The organism is Vibrio sp. Y29_XK_CS5, assembly GCF_024181835.1.
Lineage (GTDB): Bacteria > Pseudomonadota > Gammaproteobacteria > Enterobacterales > Vibrionaceae > Vibrio > Vibrio harveyi.
The window spans coordinates 13,746-36,785 of the sequence record NZ_JAMZAM010000016.1; the positions used below are offsets into that span (position 1 = coordinate 13,746).

The 23,040-nt window shown below is 46.5% G+C and carries 20 protein-coding genes, 1 tRNA gene and 1 riboswitch; of the genes, 9 read left to right on the plus strand and 12 right to left on the minus strand.

The features are described from left to right. The first annotated feature begins 67 nt into the window (after positions 1–67). From NL647_RS26390 to ggt, 3 genes are all read left to right on the plus strand, one after another. Positions 68–865 (plus strand): AraC family transcriptional regulator, encoded by a 798-nt coding sequence (locus tag NL647_RS26390; protein ID WP_253650884.1) that lies wholly within the window; start codon positions 68–70, stop codon positions 863–865. Between the two features lie 91 nt (positions 866–956). After that, the gene (locus tag NL647_RS26395; protein ID WP_009696781.1) at positions 957–1,616 is read left to right on the plus strand and encodes a LysE family translocator; all 660 of its coding nucleotides are present in this window, start codon (positions 957–959) and stop codon (positions 1,614–1,616) included. A gap of 111 nt (positions 1,617–1,727) precedes the next feature. After that, entirely contained in the window at positions 1,728–3,494 is a 1,767-nt protein-coding gene (ggt, locus tag NL647_RS26400; RefSeq protein ID WP_253650885.1) for a gamma-glutamyltransferase, read from the plus strand. Positions 3,495–4,313: 819 nt separating this feature from the next. Here ggt and uvrD read toward each other — a convergent pair. Continuing rightward, on the minus strand, positions 4,314–6,488 hold the full coding sequence (uvrD, locus tag NL647_RS26405; protein ID WP_005440023.1) for a DNA helicase II: 2,175 nt from the start codon (positions 6,486–6,488) through the stop codon (positions 4,314–4,316). Positions 6,489–6,768: 280 nt separating this feature from the next. Here uvrD and NL647_RS26410 point away from each other — a divergent pair, with 280 nt between their 5' ends. The 4 genes from NL647_RS26410 (at position 6,769) to NL647_RS26425 (ending at position 9,209) form a co-directional block, all read left to right on the plus strand. Next, the gene (locus tag NL647_RS26410) at positions 6,769–7,029 is read left to right on the plus strand and encodes a DUF2282 domain-containing protein (RefSeq protein WP_005451246.1); all 261 of its coding nucleotides are present in this window, start codon (positions 6,769–6,771) and stop codon (positions 7,027–7,029) included. Between the two features lie 86 nt (positions 7,030–7,115). Beyond that, positions 7,116–7,988, plus strand: a complete 873-nt coding sequence (locus tag NL647_RS26415; RefSeq protein ID WP_253650886.1) for a DUF692 domain-containing protein — start codon at positions 7,116–7,118, stop codon at positions 7,986–7,988. After that, positions 7,985–8,743, plus strand: a complete 759-nt coding sequence (locus NL647_RS26420; protein WP_061065479.1) for a DNA-binding domain-containing protein — start codon at positions 7,985–7,987, stop codon at positions 8,741–8,743. Before NL647_RS26415 ends, NL647_RS26420 begins: the two co-directional genes overlap by 4 nt. Before the next feature lie 10 nt (positions 8,744–8,753). Then, positions 8,754–9,209 carry a DoxX family protein gene (locus tag NL647_RS26425; RefSeq protein ID WP_061065480.1) on the plus strand — a complete coding sequence of 152 codons (456 nt, stop codon included), beginning with the start codon at positions 8,754–8,756 and terminating at the stop codon, positions 9,207–9,209. Positions 9,210–9,241: 32 nt separating this feature from the next. Here NL647_RS26425 and NL647_RS26430 read toward each other — a convergent pair whose 3' ends face one another. Continuing rightward, on the minus strand, positions 9,242–9,523 hold the full coding sequence (locus NL647_RS26430) for a hypothetical protein (protein ID WP_005447240.1): 282 nt from the start codon (positions 9,521–9,523) through the stop codon (positions 9,242–9,244). 91 nt (positions 9,524–9,614) lie between these two features. Continuing rightward, entirely contained in the window at positions 9,615–10,808 is a 1,194-nt protein-coding gene (locus NL647_RS26435) for a multidrug effflux MFS transporter (protein ID WP_009696776.1), read from the minus strand. 107 nt (positions 10,809–10,915) lie between these two features. Between NL647_RS26435 and NL647_RS26440 the strand changes: the two genes are divergently transcribed. Both NL647_RS26440 and NL647_RS26445 read left to right on the plus strand, forming a co-directional pair. Further along, entirely contained in the window at positions 10,916–11,857 is a 942-nt protein-coding gene (locus tag NL647_RS26440; protein ID WP_045491402.1) for a LysR substrate-binding domain-containing protein, read from the plus strand. Positions 11,858–12,060: 203 nt separating this feature from the next. Beyond that, positions 12,061–13,851, plus strand: coding sequence for an aminopeptidase P family protein (locus NL647_RS26445; protein ID WP_253650887.1), 1,791 nt, complete (start codon positions 12,061–12,063; stop codon positions 13,849–13,851). Between the two features lie 128 nt (positions 13,852–13,979). Here the strand turns inward: NL647_RS26445 and thiH are convergent, their stop codons facing one another. The 9 genes from thiH to NL647_RS26490 form a co-directional block, all read right to left on the minus strand. Continuing rightward, a complete protein-coding gene (thiH, locus tag NL647_RS26450; RefSeq protein ID WP_039988745.1) occupies positions 13,980–15,092 on the minus strand; it encodes a 2-iminoacetate synthase ThiH in 1,113 nt (370 codons plus the stop codon). A 34-nt stretch (positions 15,093–15,126) separates the two neighbouring features. After that, the gene (locus NL647_RS26455) at positions 15,127–15,894 is read right to left on the minus strand and encodes a thiazole synthase (RefSeq protein ID WP_053053635.1); all 768 of its coding nucleotides are present in this window, start codon (positions 15,892–15,894) and stop codon (positions 15,127–15,129) included. Between the two features lie 5 nt (positions 15,895–15,899). Then, positions 15,900–16,154, minus strand: coding sequence for a sulfur carrier protein ThiS (gene thiS, locus NL647_RS26460; RefSeq protein WP_005447251.1), 255 nt, complete (start codon positions 16,152–16,154; stop codon positions 15,900–15,902). 38 nt (positions 16,155–16,192) lie between these two features. Then, the gene (locus NL647_RS26465; RefSeq protein WP_253650888.1) at positions 16,193–16,966 is read right to left on the minus strand and encodes a HesA/MoeB/ThiF family protein; all 774 of its coding nucleotides are present in this window, start codon (positions 16,964–16,966) and stop codon (positions 16,193–16,195) included. Continuing rightward, positions 16,953–18,368, minus strand: a complete 1,416-nt coding sequence (locus NL647_RS26470; protein ID WP_253650889.1) for a thiamine phosphate synthase — start codon at positions 18,366–18,368, stop codon at positions 16,953–16,955. Before NL647_RS26470 ends, NL647_RS26465 begins: the two co-directional genes overlap by 14 nt. Further along, positions 18,368–20,308, minus strand: a complete 1,941-nt coding sequence (gene thiC, locus NL647_RS26475) for a phosphomethylpyrimidine synthase ThiC (RefSeq protein WP_253650890.1) — start codon at positions 20,306–20,308, stop codon at positions 18,368–18,370. Before thiC ends, NL647_RS26470 begins: the two co-directional genes overlap by 1 nt. Before the next feature lie 165 nt (positions 20,309–20,473). Then, positions 20,474–20,572, minus strand: a riboswitch (TPP riboswitch). 61 nt (positions 20,573–20,633) lie between these two features. Further along, the gene (gene crcB, locus NL647_RS26480) at positions 20,634–21,017 is read right to left on the minus strand and encodes a fluoride efflux transporter CrcB (RefSeq protein WP_005430379.1); all 384 of its coding nucleotides are present in this window, start codon (positions 21,015–21,017) and stop codon (positions 20,634–20,636) included. A 123-nt stretch (positions 21,018–21,140) separates the two neighbouring features. Then, entirely contained in the window at positions 21,141–22,523 is a 1,383-nt protein-coding gene (locus NL647_RS26485) for a multicopper oxidase family protein (RefSeq protein ID WP_253650891.1), read from the minus strand. A 406-nt stretch (positions 22,524–22,929) separates the two neighbouring features. After that, positions 22,930–23,006 (minus strand) — tRNA-Asp (locus tag NL647_RS26490). Positions 23,007–23,040 lie beyond the last annotated feature (34 nt).

Here is a 23,040-nt window from a genome sequence, read left to right on the forward strand (position 1 = left end):
TTTTACAAGACATTTAAGAAATTGATGGATAAGCTTGGTCATAATGTGACCAAGCTTTTTTTATTTAATGGAACATATTCAGTACTACGCAACCGACCATGACAACTTGAGTCTGATAGAGGCGAAATACCAGAAATTTGCTTTTCAAAGGCATTACCATCTGGATTTTCATCTCGGTCTGATCACGCATGGCGCGCAGAAGTTCCAATACCAAGGTAACAGCCACCAAGTTGGTCACGGGCAAATTGTGATTATGCCGCCGGATGAGCTGCACGACGGGCAATCTAAGCTCGAAAGTGGCTATGAAGTGAATGTGTTTGCGATCGAACCTCACCTATTGAGCGATCTGGCTGATCTTAAGCAAAACGGTCAAATAATACACTTCAACGAGCTGATCATCTCGGATTCACAGATATTTTCACAACTTAGTAACTTACACGGGCTACTTCGTCGTGAAAACCTCAGCCAACTCACCAAAGATTGCCTTCCTTTTGAAGGATTTAACCAACTTTTTGATCGCTACGGATCGCTTGAGCGACAAAAAGTGGTGCCGTTAGGAAATCAATCACTTGGAACGTTAAAAGATTATCTAATGGCGAACCTTGACCAAGCGGTGCGTTTGGATTCGCTATCAGAGCTGTGCCAACTGAGCCCAACTCAGTTCCAGCGCCACTTTAAAGCGCAAACCGGCATGACGCCTTATGCATGGTTCGCACGCCTGCGCCTTGAGCAAGGCATGAAGTTACTGCAATCAGGTCAATGTGGTACCGACGTCGCCCATCAGATCGGTTTCTACGACCAAGCGCATTTCAGCAAAGCGTTTAAGCAGACCTACGGTGTTTCCCCTTCTCAAGTGACTCGTTAATTTCATTTACCGAGAAAGCTGTCAGTTTTTTACAAGCGCCACAGGTAACTTGCCACGACAATAGCCGCATTGGTTATATTTGAGATGTGTTATGAATGAATCCACCATATTGCTGACGCTCGCCAGCATTCACTTTATTGCCCTAATGAGTCCAGGTCCCGATTTTGCTCTGGTCGTACAAAACGCGACGCGTCATGGTCGTCAAACTGGCTTGTACATTGCGTTGGGGTTGTCTGTCGGTATTTTGCTGCACTCTTTGTTTAGCCTGACAGGCGTGAGTTATATCGTCCACCAGCACCCAGTGTTGTACTCCGTGGTGCAACTGCTCGGTGGTAGTTACCTACTCTATTTAGGTATTGGTGCATTGCGCGCCGTGATCTCAATGATCAAAAATCCAATGGCGGATCAACCTAAGAAGCAAAACAACCTAGTGATCAGCAATAAGCGTCAGGCATTTGCTAAAGGATTTGCGACCAACATTCTTAACCCGAAAGCCTTGGTGTTCTTTATCAGTTTGATGTCGAGCTTAGTCCCTGCAGGTATGTCGATCACTGGCAAAGGTATTGCTTTGGTCATCCTGTTTGGCTTGTCGCTATTCTGGTTCTCTAGCCTTGCATGGATGCTGTCGACGCAGCGCTTACAACGCAAATTGCAACAAGCAGGCATCTACATCGACGGTCTGTGTGGCGTGGTATTTACCCTCGTGGGCGGCAGTATTTTGTACCAAACCATCAGCACTTTTATCGGATAAAGTACTGATTTAAAAGCGTAGCACAATCGACATTTCTAAGATTGCTGACTCGACGTGACTCTTCATGACTGCCAAGCTGAAAGCACAAAACTGGCAACATGGAGAGTCATCATGCATTGGACGTTCAACCGACTCGTGACCACGGGTCTTTTTCTTACTTCCCCACTAATCTTATCTACCTCAGCCTTTGCTAACCAAGCAGCAGATGCCGTTGCGCCGGAGCACAGTACTGGCTTCGAGCAAAAGCAATTGGTCAAAGCCAAAGATTATATGGTCACCGCAGCCAACCCACTTGCCACCAAAGCCGGGGCGGATGTTCTTGCTCAAGGCGGTAATGCTATTGATGCCATGGTTGCCGTACAACTGATGCTGGGCTTGGTAGAGCCGCAATCTTCAGGTATTGGTGGCGGCGCCTTCTTAGTGTATTGGGACAGTGAGAAACAAAAACTGACTACGTATGATGGACGCGAAACCGCACCGCTCGCCGCAACGCCGAAACTCTTCCTAGATGACAAAGGACAACCACTGCAATTTTACGATGCGGTTGTCGGTGGGCGCTCTGTTGCCACTCCTGGCACAGTGAAACTACTGTGGGACACGCACCAGAAATACGGCAAGTTGGAATGGAAAAAGATCATCCAACCTGTGATTACCTTGGCTGAGCGAGGTTTCGAAGTAAGCCCTCGTCTCGCGAGTCTGATTGAGAAAGATGCCAAGCGCCTATCACGTTTCCCTGCGACTAAGGCTTACTTCTTTAATCCAGATGGCTCACCAAAAGCCGAAGGCACGTTGTTGAAGAACCCTGAATACGCGCAAACTCTGACGGCAATTGCAGAGCAAGGGGCAAAAGCTTTCTATCAAGGCGATATCGCCACAGACATCATCAAGACAGTACAGAATGCACCGGGCAATCCTGGCGTATTGGCACAACCTGACTTTGATGCGTTCCAAATCAAGCAACGTGAACCGGTTTGTGCGGCTTACCAAAGCTATGACATCTGCGGCATGGGACCACCTAGCTCTGGCGCATTGACGGTTGGACAGATTCTTGCGATCACCGAGCACTACGATCTTAAAGGTTGGGGAGCCGAAAGCGCGAAATCGTGGCAAGTGATCGCCGATGCGTCTCGCCTTGCGTTCGCGGATCGCGGTAAATACATGGCTGACCAAGATTATGTACCAATGCCAACCGAAGGCTTGCTTGATAAAGATTATCTCAAACAACGTGCTGAGCTCATCCAAGTCGGTAAAGCGTTGAGTAAGGTTGAAGCTGGCAACCCTCCTTGGTCGCACGCCATGAACCTAAGCATGGACCAATCAATCGAACTGCCTTCCACCAGCCATTTCAATATCGTCGATAAGCAAGGCAATGTGGTTTCAATGACAACGACCATTGAGAACGCCTTTGGCTCACGCCTGATGGTACGCGGCTTCTTGCTTAATAACGAACTGACCGACTTCTCCTTCCGCACTCACCAAGATGGTGTGCCAATCGCGAACCGCTTAGAACCGGGTAAACGCCCACGCTCATCCATGGCACCAACCATTATGATGAAGGATGACAAACCTTACATGGCAATTGGCTCACCGGGTGGCAGCCGCATCATTGGTTATGTCGCACAAGCCATTATCGCCCACACGCAATGGGATATGGACATCCAAAGCGCGATTAATCAGCCACGATTACTGAACCGTTTTGGTACCTTAGATATTGAGCAAGGTACCGCTGCAGAAGGCTTACAGCCTGAGTTGGAAAAGATGGGTTTTAAAACTGATGTTCGTGATTTGAACTCTGGACTGCATGCGATACGTATAACAAAAGACGGTCTTGAGGGCGCAGCCGATCCAAGGCGTGAAGGCGTCGCTATCGGGCAGTAAGAGTCTTTCGCTCGACCCCTTGTGCGAGATCTCTCACAAAGGGTTGAGCAAACCTCTCTTTTTTAATGGTAAAACCGTACAACAAAGAACATAAGCCATTGAATTTAAAGTTTATGTATCTTTTTTGAACGCAAAGAGAGTGAAAAAATGTGAGATTAGCCCGTTGTTGGAAATCGTTAAACACGTAATATTAAACCTGTCGGAAGGATGCTGACACGGAACAGGAAACACCACGGATTTGGTGAACTTCAGGAAGAAGAAACGGTTATTCAGGATGAATAGTCGGGCATGGATTGCAAAATTGGACATTGAACGGAATCAATAGTGACTAGGATGGTTGCTACTAAGGACGGGAAATGGACACCTCTGGACGAGGCAAGGATTTGAACATCAGGATGATGTCAGGGACACCGCTCAGGGAACAAGTGATGAGAGCTAACGAGGATGGTTAGCAGACCAGGATAAGGTCATTAAGGACACCGCTAGGAAGGCGACGTAAGGATTAAGCTGACGGATTCAGCACACTATCATGGATTAGATGCATGGAGCACTCTTAGTAGCCGGATTGCTGCGAGTAAGACTATAACCCCGATGGGCGCAAGCCCTCGGGGTTTTTCTTTGCCTAAAATTTTTCTCAGCAGCTCTGCTGAAAACAGACATTCACCAACAACACCTGACTTTCCCTTCAAACAGCATCGTTAAATCGCGCTATCGCACTCCATTTATCATTCCATTTTTTACTGCATTAGTGACATACAAACAGCACAAACAAAAAGAGCCGCCGAAGCAGCTCTTAAGTTGATTAGTTTTGGTGAAGCCTTACAGTTTCTCTAGTCGAGCGTAAGCAGTCACCAACCATTTGATGCCCTCACCATTAAAGGCAATCTGTACGCGACTCTGTGGACCACTGCCTTCGAAGTTGATGATGGTGCCCTCACCAAACTTAGGATGCATCACACGAGAACCTAGCGTAAAGCCAGTTTCATTGAAGCTCTCTTTCACCGCCGTTTGGCTAAATCGACCACTGCTTGCAGGACGGCTAACTTGCGCCTTCATGCGTACTTCATCTAGACAAGTTTCTGGCAGTTCACGGATAAAGCGAGACGGTTTATGGTACTTATCCTGACCATACAAACGGCGCATTTCAGCATAAGTGATGTACAGTTTCTGCATTGCACGGGTCATGCCTACGTAACACAGACGACGTTCTTCTTCCAAACGCCCTGCTTCTTCTGCCGACATTTGGCTTGGGAACATGCCTTCTTCCACACCGACCATAAACACCAACGGGAACTCCAGACCTTTCGCACTGTGCAACGTCATTAGCTGAACCGCATCTTCAAACTCGTCCGCTTGTCCTTCGCCCGCTTCTAATGCTGCGTGGGTTAGGAATGCCGTCAGCAGTGACATGTCTTCCGCTTCTTCTGGTTTCTCGAATTGGCGAGTTGCGGTCACCAATTCCTCCAAGTTCTCAATACGCGCCTTAGACTTTTCGCCCTTCTCTTGCTCGTACATCGCGAACAAGCCCGAGTACTTGATCACATGGTCAGTCTGGTGATGCAGCGGCATCTCGATGGTGTCGTCTTCTAGTGCCGTAACAAGCTCGATAAAACGGCTCAGAGCACCAGCAGCACGACCAGCAAGCACCTTCTCATCCAACATAGCCACACTCGCTTCCCACATGGTGCAACCACGGTCACGAGCCGCAAAACGAATTGTTTCAAGCGTCTTATCACCCAAACCACGTGTTGGCGTATTCACTACACGTTCAAATGCCGCATCATCATTACGGTTGGCAATCAAACGCATGTAGCTCAGGGCATCTTTGATTTCCTGACGTTCGAAGAATCGCATGCCGCCGTAGATACGGTAAGGCAGACCAGCTTGGATTAGTGCTTCTTCAAGAACACGCGACTGGGCGTTGTTACGGTAAAGCATTGCAGCGTCATTCAGAGCACCACCCTTGTCTTGCCACTCTTTGATTTTGTTTACCGCAAAACGGGCTTCATCTAGTTCGTTGTAAGCGCTGTAAATCGAGATAGGCTCACCGACAACGCCATCAGTCCAAAGCTCTTTACCCATACGCTCGGTGTTATTAGCGATCAGAGCGTTCGACGCTTCCAGAATGGTCTTGGTTGAACGGTAGTTTTGCTCAAGACGAATGGTATTCACGCTTGGGAATTCCAGCGTAAATTTCTCAATGTTCTCGACTTTTGCACCACGCCAACCGTAAATCGACTGATCGTCATCACCTACGATCATCACGTGACACTCAGGACCCGCCATCATACGTAGCCAAGCATATTGGATGTTGTTGGTATCTTGGAACTCGTCCACCAAGATATGCTTAAAGCGTGCTTGGTAGTGTTCACGAACGAACTTGTTATCACGCAGTAGCTCATGTGCGCGCAGCAAGATTTCCGCAAAATCGACTAAACCAGCACGATCACACGCTTCTTGGTAAGCGGTGTACAACTGCAGATATGTCTTGGTCACTGGATCATGGTACGCATCAATGTGCGAAGGGCGCAGACCTTCGTCTTTCTTACCGTTAATCCACCATGCCACTTGGCGTGCTGGCCACTGCTTCTCATCGAGGTTTTGCGCTTTGATCAAACGCTTTAGTAAACGCTGTTGATCGTCACTGTCGATGATTTGAAAATCTTCCGGTAGCTTGGCATCAAGATAGTGCGCACGCAGAATACGGTGACAAATGCCGTGGAAAGTACCATTCCACATACCGCCTGCACTGCCCATCATTAGCTCTTCGATACGTCCACGCATCTCTGCCGCCGCCTTATTGGTAAAGGTTACCGACATGATTGAGAACGGAGATGATTGCTCGACCGACATCAACCAAGCGATACGGTGAACAAGAACGCGTGTCTTACCACTCCCTGCGCCAGCAAGGACGAGCAAGTTTTCTAGAGGTGCTGCAACGGCTTCACGTTGTTTGTCGTTCAAACCGTCGAGTAATAGAGATGGATCCATCATGATGAGAGCTACTGGTTATTTATACATAAAAATAGATTATAACCTAAACAACCTCTTCAGATTAGACAAAAATTCATAAAAAATTCGTCGTTTTTTTACTCTACACATCAATAAGTTATATAAATTCCATTCTTTAAAACCATTTGTTTCGAAAATTTTTCTGAAAGTTTTTTAGCCAGTTTCCTATCTTTTAAGTTAAGCAAGTTGATAACAAAAACGCCAAAACAGGCGATTCATCTTGCCAACTTAAAGTAAAGGAAATCATTCAGAGGAATTTATTATGAAAAAGTCGAATCTAGCTGTTACTGCTGCTGTTACTGGTCTTCTAGCTCTTGGTGGCACAATGCTAACTGCAGCTCCAGCTGTCGCTGCTGATAAAGAAAAGTGCTACGGCGTTTCTAAAGCAGGTAAAAACGACTGTGCAACGAAAAGCAGCTCATGTGCTGGTACTTCTAAAGAAGATAACCAAAAAGACGCATTCGTAGTCGTACCAAAAGGTCTATGTGACAAACTCGTTGGCGGTAGCACTTCTTCTTCATAATCTTTTATCGCTAGCTACTGCAAGGATGCGTTGACGCTCAACCAGCGCATCCTTCTCTTCCCGCCCGATTTGAAAAGGAGTTTCACGTGAAACACCACACCTTCCACGACCTAGTTGGAGTTGGATTAAGAACCCCTCACCTCGATTACTTTAGCCAAAACAAACCCGAGTTATCTTGGTTAGAAATCCACAGTGAAAACTATTTTCAACCCAACGCTGCTGAGCGCAATCAATTACAAGCATTGCGCGAGCAGTATCAAATTAGCTGCCATGGCATTGGTCTGTCACTAGGTTCGGTGGAACGTGTGAATCAAAAGCACCTTGCTCAACTTAAAGCGCTGATTGACTCAATCGACCCGATTCTTGTTTCTGACCATTTGAGTTGGAGTGAAAACGGCGGTCACTACTTTAATGACCTGCTTCCACTTCCGTATACGGAAGAAGCGCTCAAAGTGTTCACTCGTAACGTGAATGAAGTGCAGGATTATTTGCAACGCGAGATCTTGATAGAGAACCCATCTAGTTATGTGAAGTTTCAACATTCGACCATCAGCGAATGGGAGTTTCTTACCGAAGTGCAAAAGCGCACTGACTGTCGTTTATTGCTCGATCTAAACAATGTTTATGTTTCGGCGTTCAACCACGGTTTTGATTGCGACACATACCTAGATGCAATTCCAGGCGACAAAGTGGATGAGATTCACTTGGCAGGTTTTACCATCAAACAACTCGACAAAGGTGAGATATGGATTGATACCCATAGCCGCCCAGTTAGCGATGAAGTTTGGCAACTGTTCGCGCAGTGGACAAAAAAACATGGTCCACGTCATGCGTTGATTGAATGGGATTTGGATATCCCCGCGCCAGAAGTCTTGCTCGGAGAAGCGCAGAAAGCATCCCGACTGCTGTTGCAAGGCACACTTCCAAGTGAACAAAGCGAACCAAGGAAGGCATCATGAATCTAGCCACCTTACAAAGCCAGTTTGCGAAAGCCCTACACTATCAAGCACTCGGTGAAGATTGCGATATTGCCAGTGATGAGTTTACCGCTGATGAACGCATGCAGATTTACCGCAATAACTTTATAGTAAGCTTAAGCGAAGTGTTGTCCGCTACCTACCCAATGGTTGAAGCGCTACTTGGTGAAGAATGCTTTGAACAGATGGCTCGCCAGCACGTTCTCACTTATCCATTGGAAGAGGGAAATGTGGTGCATTATGGCGAAGGCTTTCAAGACACCATCATGCAATTCAGTCAGGTGATCGCACAAGCCCCTTACAGCCCTGAAGTCGCACGCTTCGAGTGGCATATCGACCTCGCTCGTCAAGCACAATATGAACAATCCAATGCGACAGAATTAAAACCGCTTGCGTTGCTTGGCGAAGTGAGTGAAGAGCAACAACCCGCTTTGGTTTTGCACCTCAAACAAGGCTGCCGCAGCTTTGACTCCAGTTACGCAGTATTTGATTTGTTCAGCGCGATTCAAACTGGCCAATTCGAACAACTTAATATCAACCAATTACAGCAAGGTGTCATCTCGATTCAAGCCAATGGAGAAGCCTTGTGTCACGCACTCGATGCCGGCGTGTTCCAACTACTGCAATGTTTAGAGCAGAAACAGAGTTTGAGCGAAATACCTGACGTTTTACTCGCTCATCTCAATAGCATCATGGCACTCGATCTCGTTGACGGCTTTACATTGAAATCAATCTAAGGAGCACTCTATGACGGATACGGTTAAAAACTTAGTAAATCGGTACGACGATTTAATCAGCACCCTACAAGCTGGCTTTATCCCTTTACTACTTCTCTTTTGTCGCTTGTGGGTTGCATGGGTGTTCTTCAATTCAGGGCTAATCAAACTCTCGTCTTGGGATAGCACACTGTATTTATTTGAGCTGGAATACCAAGTGCCAATACTGCCATGGGAATTGGCGGCTTACTTAGGAACGGCTGCAGAATTGGTTCTACCGGTGTTCTTGGCACTAGGATTGATTACCCGCCCGATGGCTGCGATTCTGTTTGTATTCAACATCATCGCCGTGGTCTCTTACCCGCTGTTATGGGAGAAAGGTTTCTATGATCACCAACTTTGGGGATTGATGATCCTAGTTGTGATTGTTTGGGGACCAGGACCATTATCCTTCGACCACATACTGAAGAAGAAAATCACTCACTAAAAAAATCCCCGCATGATGCGGGGATTTTTTTATTATTTGTTCAAGTAAGCCAGTAGCTCTTCAGGTGAGATACCCTGCTTCGCGAGATCTTTTGCCATCTGCTCTACTTGCTCGCCTTTACGTGACTCAATCACTTGCTGAAATTGGTACACGATATCGCGTAGGACTGGCACTGGAACTTGTTTTGCCGCGCTACGAATGCGCTCAGAGCTTTGGTTACCTAATTCGTTAAGCAACTTACCAAACATCACCTTTTCTGGTGACTCTTCCATTTGCTCTAGGATACGAGCCATTTCATACGTGGTTAACGACATTACTTTATGAGTTCCGTTATGGTGTCGAGAAAAGTTTGAACGACAAATATACACGCGTTAAGTACATTGGAAAATACTAAATTACCGAGTTTTACGCATTCGCCAATTTCGCATGCCAGTTCTTACCAGCTTTGCTAAACAGAATCACTAATGCTGGAAGCAATACCCACATATGAATCGCAATCAGAGTTTGTGGATCCAGTGATAAACGCTGTAGCGTACCCACCAACAAACCAGAGCCACTCATTTGGAACAAACCAAGTAGTGCAGCCGCAGTACCCGCTTTATCACCGAACGGTTCCAACGCTTTACCTGCTGCTGCGCCAAGAATCCAAGCAAAGCCGACCGATGAGATAAAGATTGGTAGCATGAAAGACAGTGCCGTGTGGTGCTCTTTCATCACCATCATGATCACGCCAGCAATTGCCAGTAAGCAGATACCAACAACCAGTGAATTGTGTGTGCCCCAGCGATCCATGAACTTAGGCGCAAGCATACAAGCAGCAATGTTGAACGCCGCATTCAGACCAAACCAGAAGGTGAATTCATTCATCGATAGTCCCATGCCTGTCATCAACACTACAGGTGCAGACGTTACATAAGCAAGAATGACCGCCATCGCCATCAAACACAGTGAAGCGTGGAAGATGAATGATGGTGTGCTCAAGACTGCCCAGTAGCGGCTCAGTTTAAATACCGCCTGCTTTTCTGTTGCAGGGTTGGTTTCCTTCATTCCAAAGAACATCATCGCTCCTGCAATTACAGCGAAACCCGCCATAAAGCTGAAGTTTGCACGCCAATCAAATTGTTGGGTTAACCAACTACCAAGAATCGGTGCTAATGCTGGGATAAAGCAGATCGCACCGTTAAGGTAGCTGATCATTTTGCCGCTTTTTTCCGGACCAAAGATATCGCGAACTGTTGCAAAGGCTGCTACAGATGTTGCACAAGCACCTAAGCCTTGTAGCAAGCGAGCCGCCAACATCCACTCAATATTTTGAGCACTCCACGCCAATAAAGCGCTCAATGCGTAGATGGTGATGCCTCCCAATGCAACAGTTCGACGTCCGAGTTTATCTGCCAAGGGACCAGCGAATAGCTGACCAACGCCCATAGCAAATAGGAACCAAGTGATGGTGTCTTGTGCCAATGCATTTTCTACCTGAAAAGTGGACGCGATAAGAGGCAAAGCAGGTAGATAGATATCAATCGCAAGCGGACTGAACAGAACTAACATGGTCAACAGCGCCATCTGTTTTTTGCTATTTGTAATATGGCTAGACACAAAACACTCCAAATTGAACAAGAACTTTTGAGCAAAGCTTAATCATCTGATGATATGAATGGAAATGATGTATACTCATGACCATTATTCCAATGGGGAAAATCACTGTGAACGTAGAGAAACTGGCACGCATCGACCTCAATTTGCTGGTCTGTTTTAAAGTGCTGATTGAAGAGTTGAATGTCACCCGAGCCGCCCACCGACTGTGCTTGAGTCAGTCTGCCGTAAGTAAATCCTTAGCGAAATTACGTACCCAATTTGATGATCCTCTATTCACTCGAAACTCACACGGATTGACGCCAACACCGCGCGCATTGTTCCTTAAACCGAAACTGGATCTGTTGATAAACCAACTTGAGGTGCTGACTCAACCCGAAGAGTTCTCGCCACAGAGCAGTGAGTACCGTTTTCAAATCGCAGCGGTAGAGAGTGTCTACCCGCTCATTCTGCCCCACTTCTTGCCAGCAATATTCCAACAAGCGCCAGGCGTGACCATAAGCACCCACTCTTGGTCGGAACAAACGTTCAAGATGATTCAACGCGGTGAAATCGATTTAGGCATGACAGGTCGAGATATCGACATCAACGATGCCAAGCTGACTATGCTGCCGCCCGATGACATTTGTGAACAGGAAATCTATCGCGACCACCAAATGTGTATCGTGCGTAAAGACCACCCGGCTTTGCGTAGTAACTGGAACTTAGAAGCTTACCTAGCCCTGCGTCATGTACAGGTGCGTTGTGATGGCAACGACCGTTGGTTGCTCGACTATCGTTTAGCCGACATTGGTCGCGAACGTGATATCGCAGTCACCGTACCGGACTTTAACAGTGCCGCCAGTTTGTGTTCTTACACCGATTTTGTGTTTACCGCGCCAAGCCACTTTGTGAAGTTGGCAGCTAAACAACACGACATGGCGTTACTGCCGCTGCCACTCGAATTCCCGCCAATGGCTTACACTTTGTTCTGGCACCGAGACAGAGAAAATGACCCAGCTTTAACTTGGCTACGTACTATGATCACGCAAAAAACCGATCATCTTAGATAAAAATCCCGGACGCGATTTGCGCTCTTACGGTAAAATGAGTAGCTTAACAGTCGATAGTCCTTTTTGGCTCATCTATGGTCTGTTGTACTCCGACTCTATTGAAGTGATTGCGAACCTCAATGGAATCGTAAACTGCATGAAGCAGATGGAAACAGCTCCCACACCTGAGCATGAAGGAGCGGTAATTTGAAGGAATAACACAGATGCACAACGATACCCAAAGCCGCGTGAATGCAATTCGCGAATGGCTAGCACAACATAATATTGATGCCCTACTTGTCCCACATGAAGACGAGTACTTGGGCGAATACGTACCAGCGCACAACGAGCGTTTACACTGGCTAACTGGTTTTACCGGTTCTGCTGGTGCTGCGGTAATCACCAAAGACAAAGCCGCTATCTTTGTTGATGGTCGCTACACGGTACAAGTCACTAAGCAGGTTCCTGCTGATCTATTCGAATACCGTCACCTAATTGAAGAACCAGCACTAGATTGGATTAAAGACCATCTTGCAAATGGCGCGTCTGTGGCAATCGACCCTCGCATGCACAACTCTGCTTGGCTAGACATGGCACAAGCAAAACTTGCAGGCGCACTTGAGCTTAAGATTCTCGCCAGCAACCCAATTGATGAGCTGTGGCACGACCGCCCTGCTCCTGTGGTTTCTGATGTTCGCCTAATGGCAACAGAAGCGGTTGGACAATCAAGTGAAAGCAAACGTCAAGAAATCGCAGAGCTGGTGAAAAAAACCGGCGCAGACAGCGCAGTGATCACAGCACTTGATTCTATCTGTTGGTTACTCAACATTCGTGGTCTTGATGTATCACGTCTACCAGTTCTGCTTTCTCACGCGATTCTGCATTCAGATTCAAGCGTGGAATACTTCCTAGATCCAGCTCGCCTACCTGCTGAGTTTGACGCTCACGTTGGTTCTGGCGTAACAGTTCATCACCCAGAAGCATTACAAGCACGACTAGAAACTCTAACTGGCAAGAATGTACTGGTTGACCCTGCGACAAGTAACGCATGGTTTAAGTTGGTTCTACAAAATGCTGGCGCATCAGTGGTGAGTAAAGCTGACCCATGCCTAATGCCAAAAGCGGCGAAAAACGCGGTTGAAATCGCAGGCATGAAAGCATGTCATATCCGCGATGGCGTGGCGATGAGTAAGTTCCTATCATGGTTAGATGCTGAAGTCGTTGCAGGTAACCTGCATGATGAAGCGACCCTTGCAGACAAACTGGAAGCGTTCCGTAGCGAAGACCCGACACTTATGGATCTTAGCTTCGATACTATTTCGGCAGCAGGTGGCAACGCGGCGATGTGTCACTACAACCACGAGAACCAACCTGAACCTGGCAAGCTAGAACTGAACACGCTTTACCTAGTGGATTCAGGCGGTCAGTACCTAGATGGCACAACAGACATCACGCGTACAATTGCGATCGGTCAGCCTTCACAAGAGATGATTAAACAATTCACTCTTGCGCTAAAAGGTCACATCGGTGTTGCACGTGCACGTTTCCCGAAAGGCACTCGTGGTTACCAAATCGATACGCTAGCTCGTCAGCACCTATGGGCGGAAGGCTACGATTACGATCATGGTACTGGTCACGGTGTTGGTCACTTCCTAAGTGTTCATGAAGGTCCAGCGAGCATTTCGAAGAAGCAAATCGATGTGCCTCTAACAGAAGGTATGGTGCTATCCAACGAGCCAGGTTACTACCGTGCAGATGCGTTTGGTATCCGTATCGAGAACCTAGAGCTTGTTGTTGAAACCCCAACTAACGGTGACTTCCCTGTTCTGTCATTTGAGTCGCTAACGCGCTGTCCAATCGACAAGCGAAATATCAACGTTGATATGCTAACTCGTCCAGAACTTGCTTGGCTGAATGATTACCATCAGAAGGTATGGGATGAGATCAGCCCACTTGTTGAAGGTGATGTGAAAGAGTGGCTTCGTCAAGCAACACTACCAGTAGCACACAGCTAGAAGCTAGAAGCTAGAAGCTAGAAGCTAGAAGCTAGAAAAAAGTAGAGGGTTGATGTTTTGCATCAACCCTCTTTTTTTGCCTATGTTTCACGTGAAACATAACGATGACCAGTGGCTTTCTTTGCTACTTAACCAGAATACGCCGAGTGCCAATCTCGCCATACAGGGTCAAACCCTTTGGCTCGAATCATATCTTCCACAGAACCTGCGCTTCGCTCATCACTGATCTCAAACTGCTCGAGTTCAACATCATCCATCGCATAACCACCCGGCTGAGTTTTCGATGCCGCAGACATACTGGTAATGCCTAAAGGCAATGCGTTATCTCTAAACTTCGGTGACTCACGAGTCGATAATGACAACTCCACTTCTGGATTCAACAAACGATAAGCGCAAATCAGCTGAACAAGTTGCTTATCCGTCATGACTGATTTGGGTTGGAGCGCACCCTCACAAGGACGCAAACGCGGGAAAGAAATCGAGTAACGAGTCTGCCAATACGTGCGCTCAAGATAGTCCAAGTGCGCTGCCACATAAAAACAGTCGGTACGCCACTCTTCCAACCCTATCAAAGCACCGATACCGATCTTATCAATACCCGCTTTTGCAAGACGATCGGGTGTATCCAATCGGTATTCGAAATCCATCTTGTTGCCACGCAAATGGTGCTCGGCGTAAGTCGAAGGATGATACGTTTCTTGATAGACCATCACCGCATCCAAACCCAATGTCTTGAGCTCTGCGTATTCGTCTTGATCTAGCGGCTGCACTTCCATCGCCAAATAGTTAAAGCGCTTCTTAATCATCGGCACCATTTCGCGGAAGTATTTCATGCCCACTTTGGTTTCGTGTTCGCCAGTCACCAGCAATACGCTATCAAACTTCATGCGTTTAATGGCTTCAACTTCTGCAGCCACTTCATCCCTATTCAAAGTACGACGCTTGATTCTGTTCTCCATCGAGAAGCCACAATAGGTACAAGCATTGGCGCACAAGTTAGAGAGGTATAATGGAATGTAAAGCGACATGGTATTACCAAAGCGCTTACGAGTTGCCGAGTATGACAGTTGCGCCATTTGCTCTAAGTACGCTTCAGCCGCTGGTGAAATTAGCGCTTTAAAATCTTCCAAATCACGCTTGGGTTTATTCAATGCTCGCTCGACATCTTGTGCCGTTTTCGCGTAGATCGACATCGAGATGTCATCCCAATTCAGCTGCTTAAATTGTTCAACGAAGCTCATGTTTTCCTCGCTTAATAGCTAAACTAATCTAAGACTAAAGATCATCTAGGAATGACGTCAGTGGACTCGACGCAACCGCATGAGAAACCTTACCTGCAAGTCCGGCTTCATAAGCCATACGCCCGGACTCTACCGCCAACTTAAATGCCTTCGCCATCGCAACGGGATCGCTCGAAGCTGCAATCGCAGTATTGACGAGCACGGCATCCGCTCCCATTTCCATCGCACGCGCGGCATGTGAAGGTGCGCCAATACCCGCATCGACAACGACAGGAACATTAGCTTGGTCGATAATGATTTCTAGGAAATCGTGAGAAACTATCCCTTTGTTAGAACCGATCGGCGCACCTAATGGCATGACCGCAGCACAGCCAACTTCTTCCAATCTTTTACACAGAACCGGGTCAGCATGACAATAAGGAAGCACAATAAAGCCTTCACGAACCAGTTGTTCAGCGGCCGCAAGCGTCTCAATTGGATCGGGCATCAAGTACTTCGGGTCTGGGTGAATTTCCAGTTTTAGCCAGTTTGTACCTAACGCTTCTCTTGCCAATTGTGCTGCAAACACAGCATCTTTAGCATTTTTTGCACCCGAGGTGTTCGGCAATAAGTTCACGCCCGCTTGTACTAGCGGCAGCAAAATATCGTCTTGTTGGTCGTTCACATCCACACGCTTCAACGCCATGGTCGCAAGTTGAGAACCCGATACTTGAATCGCTTCTGCCATTAATCGGCTGTTGGCAAACTTCCCTGTTCCCGTGAACAGTCTTGATTCGAATTGTTTATCACCAATTTTAAGCATCGACTTTACCCCCCTGCGATCGCTTGAAACAAAGAGATGCTATCTCCCTGTGAAAGAACTGTGCTAGCCCACTCACTGCGCGGCACAACATTGTTATTAATTGCAAAAACACAGCCCATTTCAGGCAGCGCAAATTGACTAATGATTTGCTGTAGATTCGACTCAATGGCAACTTGATGTGACTGGTCATTGATGACAATAGTGATCACATCTAGGTCAGCAGCGGTCATTTGTGTTGTTTGTTGTTCTGATAACGTCATTGCTTCCAACTCTCTTAATTCTACCCATTACTCGTAAGCTAAATCTGAGTACACACTTGGCACTGTTTGTCTTTGCTTATCGCCATGGTTTGCCATTGCAGTTTCAACCCATCAAACAGATGCAACTTGGCAGTCTCGACATGAAACGTTCCCGTCGCCAGTTTTTGAATTGCCGCTATCGCTTGGTAGTTGCCAAGTGTGCCCACAACCGGACCGACGACACCGCTCTCACTGCACTTTTGCGTTTGCGGTAATTCGTCAAACGGATACAAACAGCGATAACAGGCTTTACTCTGCACTTCTTGTTCACTTGATGTTTGGTAATCAAAAACAGCGAATTGCCCTTGCCAACCAATTGCCGCCGCCGAGATGAGCGGCGTATTTTGCTCGAAACAAACTTGGTTAATTAGCTGGCGCGTTGGCATGTTATCGGTGCAGTCGAGCACCACATCCGCTAGCATCACCTCAAGCTGCAGCTGTGCTTTGTCCAATCGCTTATTGAGAGCACGAATTTGAACCATAGAATTGAGGTCAGTGAGCTGTTTTACAGTTGCTTCTGTTTTCGCAACTTGAAGGTCTTGTTCACGATAAATGATCTGGCGTTGCAGGTTACTGCTATCAACTTCATCGTTATCGACCACAACCAATTTACCAACACCCGCTGATGCCAAGTACAAACTCGCTGCGCTCCCTAACCCACCACAACCGATGATCAGCACATGCGATTTGCTCAAACGCTCTTGCCCACTTTCAGCAATTTCAGGCAGAGCTACTTGGCGTTGATAGCGAAGGAACTGCTTATCCGTGAGCATGCTCGCCTCTCTTGGTATGCGCTAATTCACTATTCTGATCAGTAAACGTTAGCTGTCTTTCTTTCATCAGTTGTGCAAAGAATTCGATGACGGACTGAGGTGATTCTGCCAACGTAATAGCTCGCACAACTGCCAAACTAGATACGCCCGTGCGCCAAACTTGGTCTGCATTAGATTGGTCAATACCACCAATCGCAACCGTCGGAAAGCCAAGCACATAGTCACTACCTACTTTGTCTTTTGAAGGACGGAAAGCAGCCTCTGTATTTGTATAAGGAATGCTATCAATCAACTTTTGATACAAAGCTAAGCGCACCAAACCTTGTGGTTTCGATGGCATCTGTTTAGTGGTGGTTGGGAAAATATGCCCTAGCGCGATGTAACTAGGATGAATTTGTACGATGCGCAGTAGCTCATAATAACCATGAGTAGAAAGACCAAGACGAATGCCGGCTTTGGTTAGCTGAGCCAAGTTCGATTCTTCTATGTCTTCTTGTCCTAGGTGAACGCCATAAGCGCCATGCTTGATTGCCAACTGCCAATAGTCATTGATGAACACTTGTGCTTGGTACTGACGACCTAGCTCAATTGCTCGAATGATCTGTTGTTCTAAATCGGCTTGTTGTGGGTTCTTGATTCGCAGTTGAATAGTGTTGATGCCTAGTGGCAGTAGACGCTCAATCCAAGCAACATCATCAACGACTGGATAGAGCCCTAGGCTTTGCTTAGTTAGAGTTGGAAAGCTAACGCTCTCGCCTTGTGCAGACCAACCAACTTGAATACCTAGTCGGTTATCCTCCAGTACAGGTGTGGGGAAATTATCAAATTGGTCAGCCCACTGAGTAGATCTTCCCTTACCAAGGTTGTCATTCAACAGTGTTTCACGTGAAACATTCGCTTGTTGAGTTAGCATTCCTCGAGCAAGTGTTAACGCATCTTCGATAGGAAAATCGAGTACTGTCAGCGTTACTATCCAAGCAAGGTGATGTTCGGGATCGAACATTGCGTTGAATTTGGACTTAACGGAAAGCGCTCTCACTTCATTGTCAATTGGGTGACGCCAGATATCAAGCTGAAGCACTTTCTCCTTTTCATCGGATACCTGCGTATCAGCAATGCCAATATAAATCGCTTTCGACGGTTGCTTAGCACACGCTTCTACCGATAAAGCAGAGCGGTAATGGAACACAAATGAACTCTCATGCTCAGAGTCATAACCATCAATAAGATCTGTCGTTATACGTGTGGTCTGTTGGTCTCGAACAAGCTGAATAGATTGAGTTGGGCTCACACCCAACTCAATGTCTTCGATACTAAAACCCTGTTCTTTCGCCAACAACAAACATTGTTGAACTAAACCAGTCAGTTCAATCAATGATGACGGAATAAGGATTTTGCTCATTAGTCACTTACCTCGACATGTGCTGCTGGATGGTATAGCTCAGAACCTGACTCTCTAAATTCTTGCGATTTCTGACGCATCCCCTCAAGAGGATCATCCAGCATTTTGATTGAGATAGCTTGGTCCGCAGCAACTTGCTCAGTGTCTTTCGCATACTCTCGTACCTCTTGCGAGATCTTCATCGAGCAGAACTTTGGTCCACACATCGAACAGAAGTGAGCAACTTTTCCAGACTCTTGAGGCAAGGTTTCATCATGGAAAGCGCGAGCAGTATCTGGGTCGAGCGACAAGTTAAATTGGTCTTCCCAGCGGAACTCGAAGCGAGCTTTAGAAAGCGCATTATCACGAACTTGTGCACCAGGGTGTCCCTTCGCCAAATCAGCGGCGTGCGCAGCAAGCTTGTAAGTGATCATGCCTACTTTCACGTCTTCTTTGTTTGGTAAACCAAGATGCTCTTTAGGAGTGACGTAGCAAAGCATTGCACAACCATACCAACCAATCATGGCAGCGCCGATGCCTGAAGTAATATGGTCGTAACCGGGAGCGACGTCTGTCGTCAATGGACCAAGGGTATAGAAAGGAGCCTCATGACAGTGCTCTAGCTGCTCTTCCATGTTCTCTTTGATCATATGCATTGGAACATGGCCAGGACCTTCGATAATCACCTGTACGTCGTATTCCCACGCAACCTTGGTCAATTCGCCAAGAGTACGAAGCTCTGCAAATTGCGCTTCGTCGTTAGCATCGGCAACCGAACCAGGACGCAGACCATCACCCAGAGAAAGAGCCACATCATACTTAGCACAGATTTCACAGATCTCTCGGAAGTGGGTATATAAGAAGCTTTCTTGGTGATGCGCTAAACACCATTTCGCAATGATAGAACCACCACGAGAGACGATGCCAGTAACGCGTTTTGCAGTCATTGGCACATAACGAAGTAGTAAACCGGCATGGATAGTGAAGTAGTCAACGCCCTGCTCTGCTTGCTCGATCAGAGTATCGCGCATCACTTCCCAGTTAAGGTTTTCCGCAACACCATTCACTTTCTCAAGCGCTTGGTACATAGGTACGGTACCGATCGGAACCGGACTGTTACGCAGAATCCACTCGCGAGTTTCGTGAATATTACGTCCAGTAGAGAGATCCATAACGGTATCTCCACCCCAGCGCGTTGCCCATACTAACTTTTCTACTTCTTCCTCAATCGAAGAAGTGACCGATGAGTTACCGATGTTGGCGTTCACTTTGACCAAAAAGTTACGGCCAATGATCATTGGTTCGGATTCTGGGTGGTTGATATTGGAAGGGATAATCGCGCGACCTTCGGCGACTTCTTTACGCACAAACTCGGCGGTAATGTCTTTTGGAAGATTCGCTCCGAAGCTTTGACCCGGATGCTGTTGATTCAGCACTTCATCGCGGTACTGAGCACGCCCCATATTTTCACGCAGGGCGATGTATTCCATTTCTGGGGTAATAATGCCTTTGCGAGCATAGTGTAACTGAGTCACACACTGCCCACCTTTGGCACGTCGAATACGTGGTAGATTACCATAACGAAGATCGTCTAGCGTTTCATCTTCTAGGCGCTCTTTGGTGTATACCGAGCTTACTTCATCGAGTAGTTCAGTATCGGCACGCTCTTCAATCCATCCTTCTCTCAGCTTAGGTAAGCCGTTGTAGAGGTCGATGGTGTGTTCTGGATCTGTGTATACACCCGAGGTATCGTAAACGCGTACTGGCTCATTAGGCTCGAAAATAGGCGCTTCTTTTGTGCCTCCAATAAGGCTATCAGCGAGTGATATTTCACGCATTGGCACACGAATATCAGGACGTGAACCCTCTACGTAGACTTTGCTTGAATTTGGGTACGGTTGTACCGAGAGTGTATCAATGAACTGTTTTGCTTCCAGTCTCGCTTGCTTGCGACTCGACATAGCATTTTTCCTTGCTTTGTTATGCTTAGATAAAAAGTATTGGGATAAAAATGCTTGGCGGATAGATGCGACAAGAGGAATCGAATTAAAGACAGATTGAGCAAGTGCTCTTCGTCTATAACAACATTCGACTATTTGATAGGTCGACCAGATAGAACTCTGGTGTAGATATCTTCTCTTGTTCCCTTCGCAGATTCTAATCTGATCAGGTTCAACGGATCCCGAATTAACGGTCTCAGCCTTATGGCACTCCGACAAGTAAAATCAGTATATAAAAACGGCTTGGTTAAACCAAGCCGACCTGATTAAGATTTGAGTATTTTTGCTAGCTACGCATCAATAATTGGAAACCAATCCACGCAGCTGAAATGCTTAACACGACATTCAGCAATACGTTCAATCCCATCTTAAAGAAAGCGCCTTGCTGCATAAGCAACACGTTATCCATCGAGAAAGTAGAGAATGTGGTTAATGCGCCCAAAAAGCCAAGACCGATGATTTGACGCCATGGGTCAGTGACCATCAACTCAGTTTCAAACGCAGCGATCAGTAGACCCATAATAAATGAGCCAACAACGTTCACGGTCAAGGTACCGTACGGAAAGCCACGACCGAGTAGCATCACACAAAGTTCAGAAATTAAGTAACGAGAACATGCACCAAATGCACCACCCAATGCAATAAAACCCAAAACGGATAGTTGTCCCATAATTCCCCCAGAAAAGTTAATGGCGACATTGTAATCAAATTTACGGCAATAGTGATTATACAATCTTAGAATTCAGCAAAGTATAGCGCTTAAAACTTATCAAGATTTAAAAAGTTACAGGAGTCACTTTACTTCGATGTACCCCATCAAACCCGTCTTCATGTGTTCGATCACATGACAATGGTATATCCAACGTCCTGGGTTATCTGCAACAAATGCCGCTTTCGCGCTGCCGTTTTTTCCAAGTAAGACCGTATCGGTATGAAACGGTTCATCGAGTTTTTTGCCATCTAACTCAAGAACAGTAAATGTGTGCCCATGAAGGTGAATAGGATGATGATATTGGGTGACGTTCTTAAGGTTGAAGATATAGGTTTTTCCGAGCTCCAATGTTGAAAGCGGCGCTGGAATATTATCTTTACTCATTCCCTCCCAAGCTCGTTTGTTCATCAGCCAAAACTTAGGTATCGCTTTGCCCGATTTGTCGGCAGGAGTGACCGCCCCTTCCCATTCAAACACATAATCAATTTGCTCAGCATTTTCTAAATCAAGATCAGGCACAGGGTTTAGAGGCAATAAAGGCAGTTTCTGATTACTCGGCAGGTCAGACTCAACAATATCAAACTCACACAAAGGAAATGGGAAACGTCCTTTCATTTGACGCACATAAACACGTTCTCCAGCCTTCGGAGCAATCAATCCGACATCTAACCTCATTCCCGGACCAATTTTGTGCTGAGTGAGCTTATAAGGCGTTTTAACAGGATTACCATCTATAGCAATAACCCAAGCCTCTGCGCCTTCTATAGCGATCGGGTAAGTAATGGTGTTATCGACATTAGCAATTCTTAATCGCGTGGTAGCATTCTGCTTCAACGCATAAACAGGCTCATGCACACCATTGACGCTACTCCACTCTCCTGTCGTTCCCATACGTGCACTCAAGCGCGGCACCATTAGATTCTTCCACTGACCTTGTTTGTCTAAATGCCAATGCTTGAGGACGACTTCATGCTCTTCATTAAATAGAACGGGTTCTGCCTCTTCAACAATGATTAGCCCGACTAAGCCCATCCCAAGTTGCTTAACGCTATTCATGTGTGGGTGATACCAAAATGTGCCCGCATCTGGTGGTGTAAATTCATAAACGAATGTTTCACCTGGCATGATAGGCGGCTGGCTCAAGAAAGGGACACCATCCATTTCAATAGGGATTCGTAAGCCATGCCAGTGGATTGTAGTCGGCTCTGAAAGCTTGTTAGTAAACCGAATAATAACTTTCTCGCCTTGGCGACAACGAATCGTAGGCGCTGGAATCAAGCCATTAAATGCAAGTACATCCGTGGTAAACCCTGGTACTAATTCAGCAGTAGAAGGCTCCGCAGTGATGTCGTATATATGCTGACCTTGTTTGTTAGTGCTCTTAGATAGAGAACATGCAGGCAGAACGGTAAGCGCAGAGATCGCTAAGGAAGATTGAAGAAAGCGTCGACGAGATATATCCATGTATTTAGTCACTCATTATTCCAACTGATGTGAGTGTAACTAAATATTAATAATGATTCTCACTTATCTTTTAAAGATGTGCAGTCATAATGCTTAGATTCAGAGATTATAAATGAAGATCTATATTTAATGGTCACTAACAAGATAGTAAGCACCTACATACATATAGTAAACAAGTAAAAGAGTTCAGTTTAAGAAGAAGGGAGCTTAATGGTAAATAAGGCTAGAGCGAGTAGGAAATTGAAGGTTCTAGAAACGACGAAAACCACTCCGAGAGCAGGTTTTCCAAATAAATGACTTGCATGCAATTGAACTCGCACACGAGCGGGACTCGTTGGTCGTAGACCAAAATAATAGCGCAAACGAAAAAGCCCTAGCATTTCTGCTAGGGCTTTGTCTAAATAAGTGGCGGAGCGGACGGGACTCGAACCCGCGACCCCCGGCGTGACAGGCCGGTATTCTAACCAACTGAACTACCGCTCCGCACTGGTTAGACCTAAAGTCTAAGTTTTTGTCT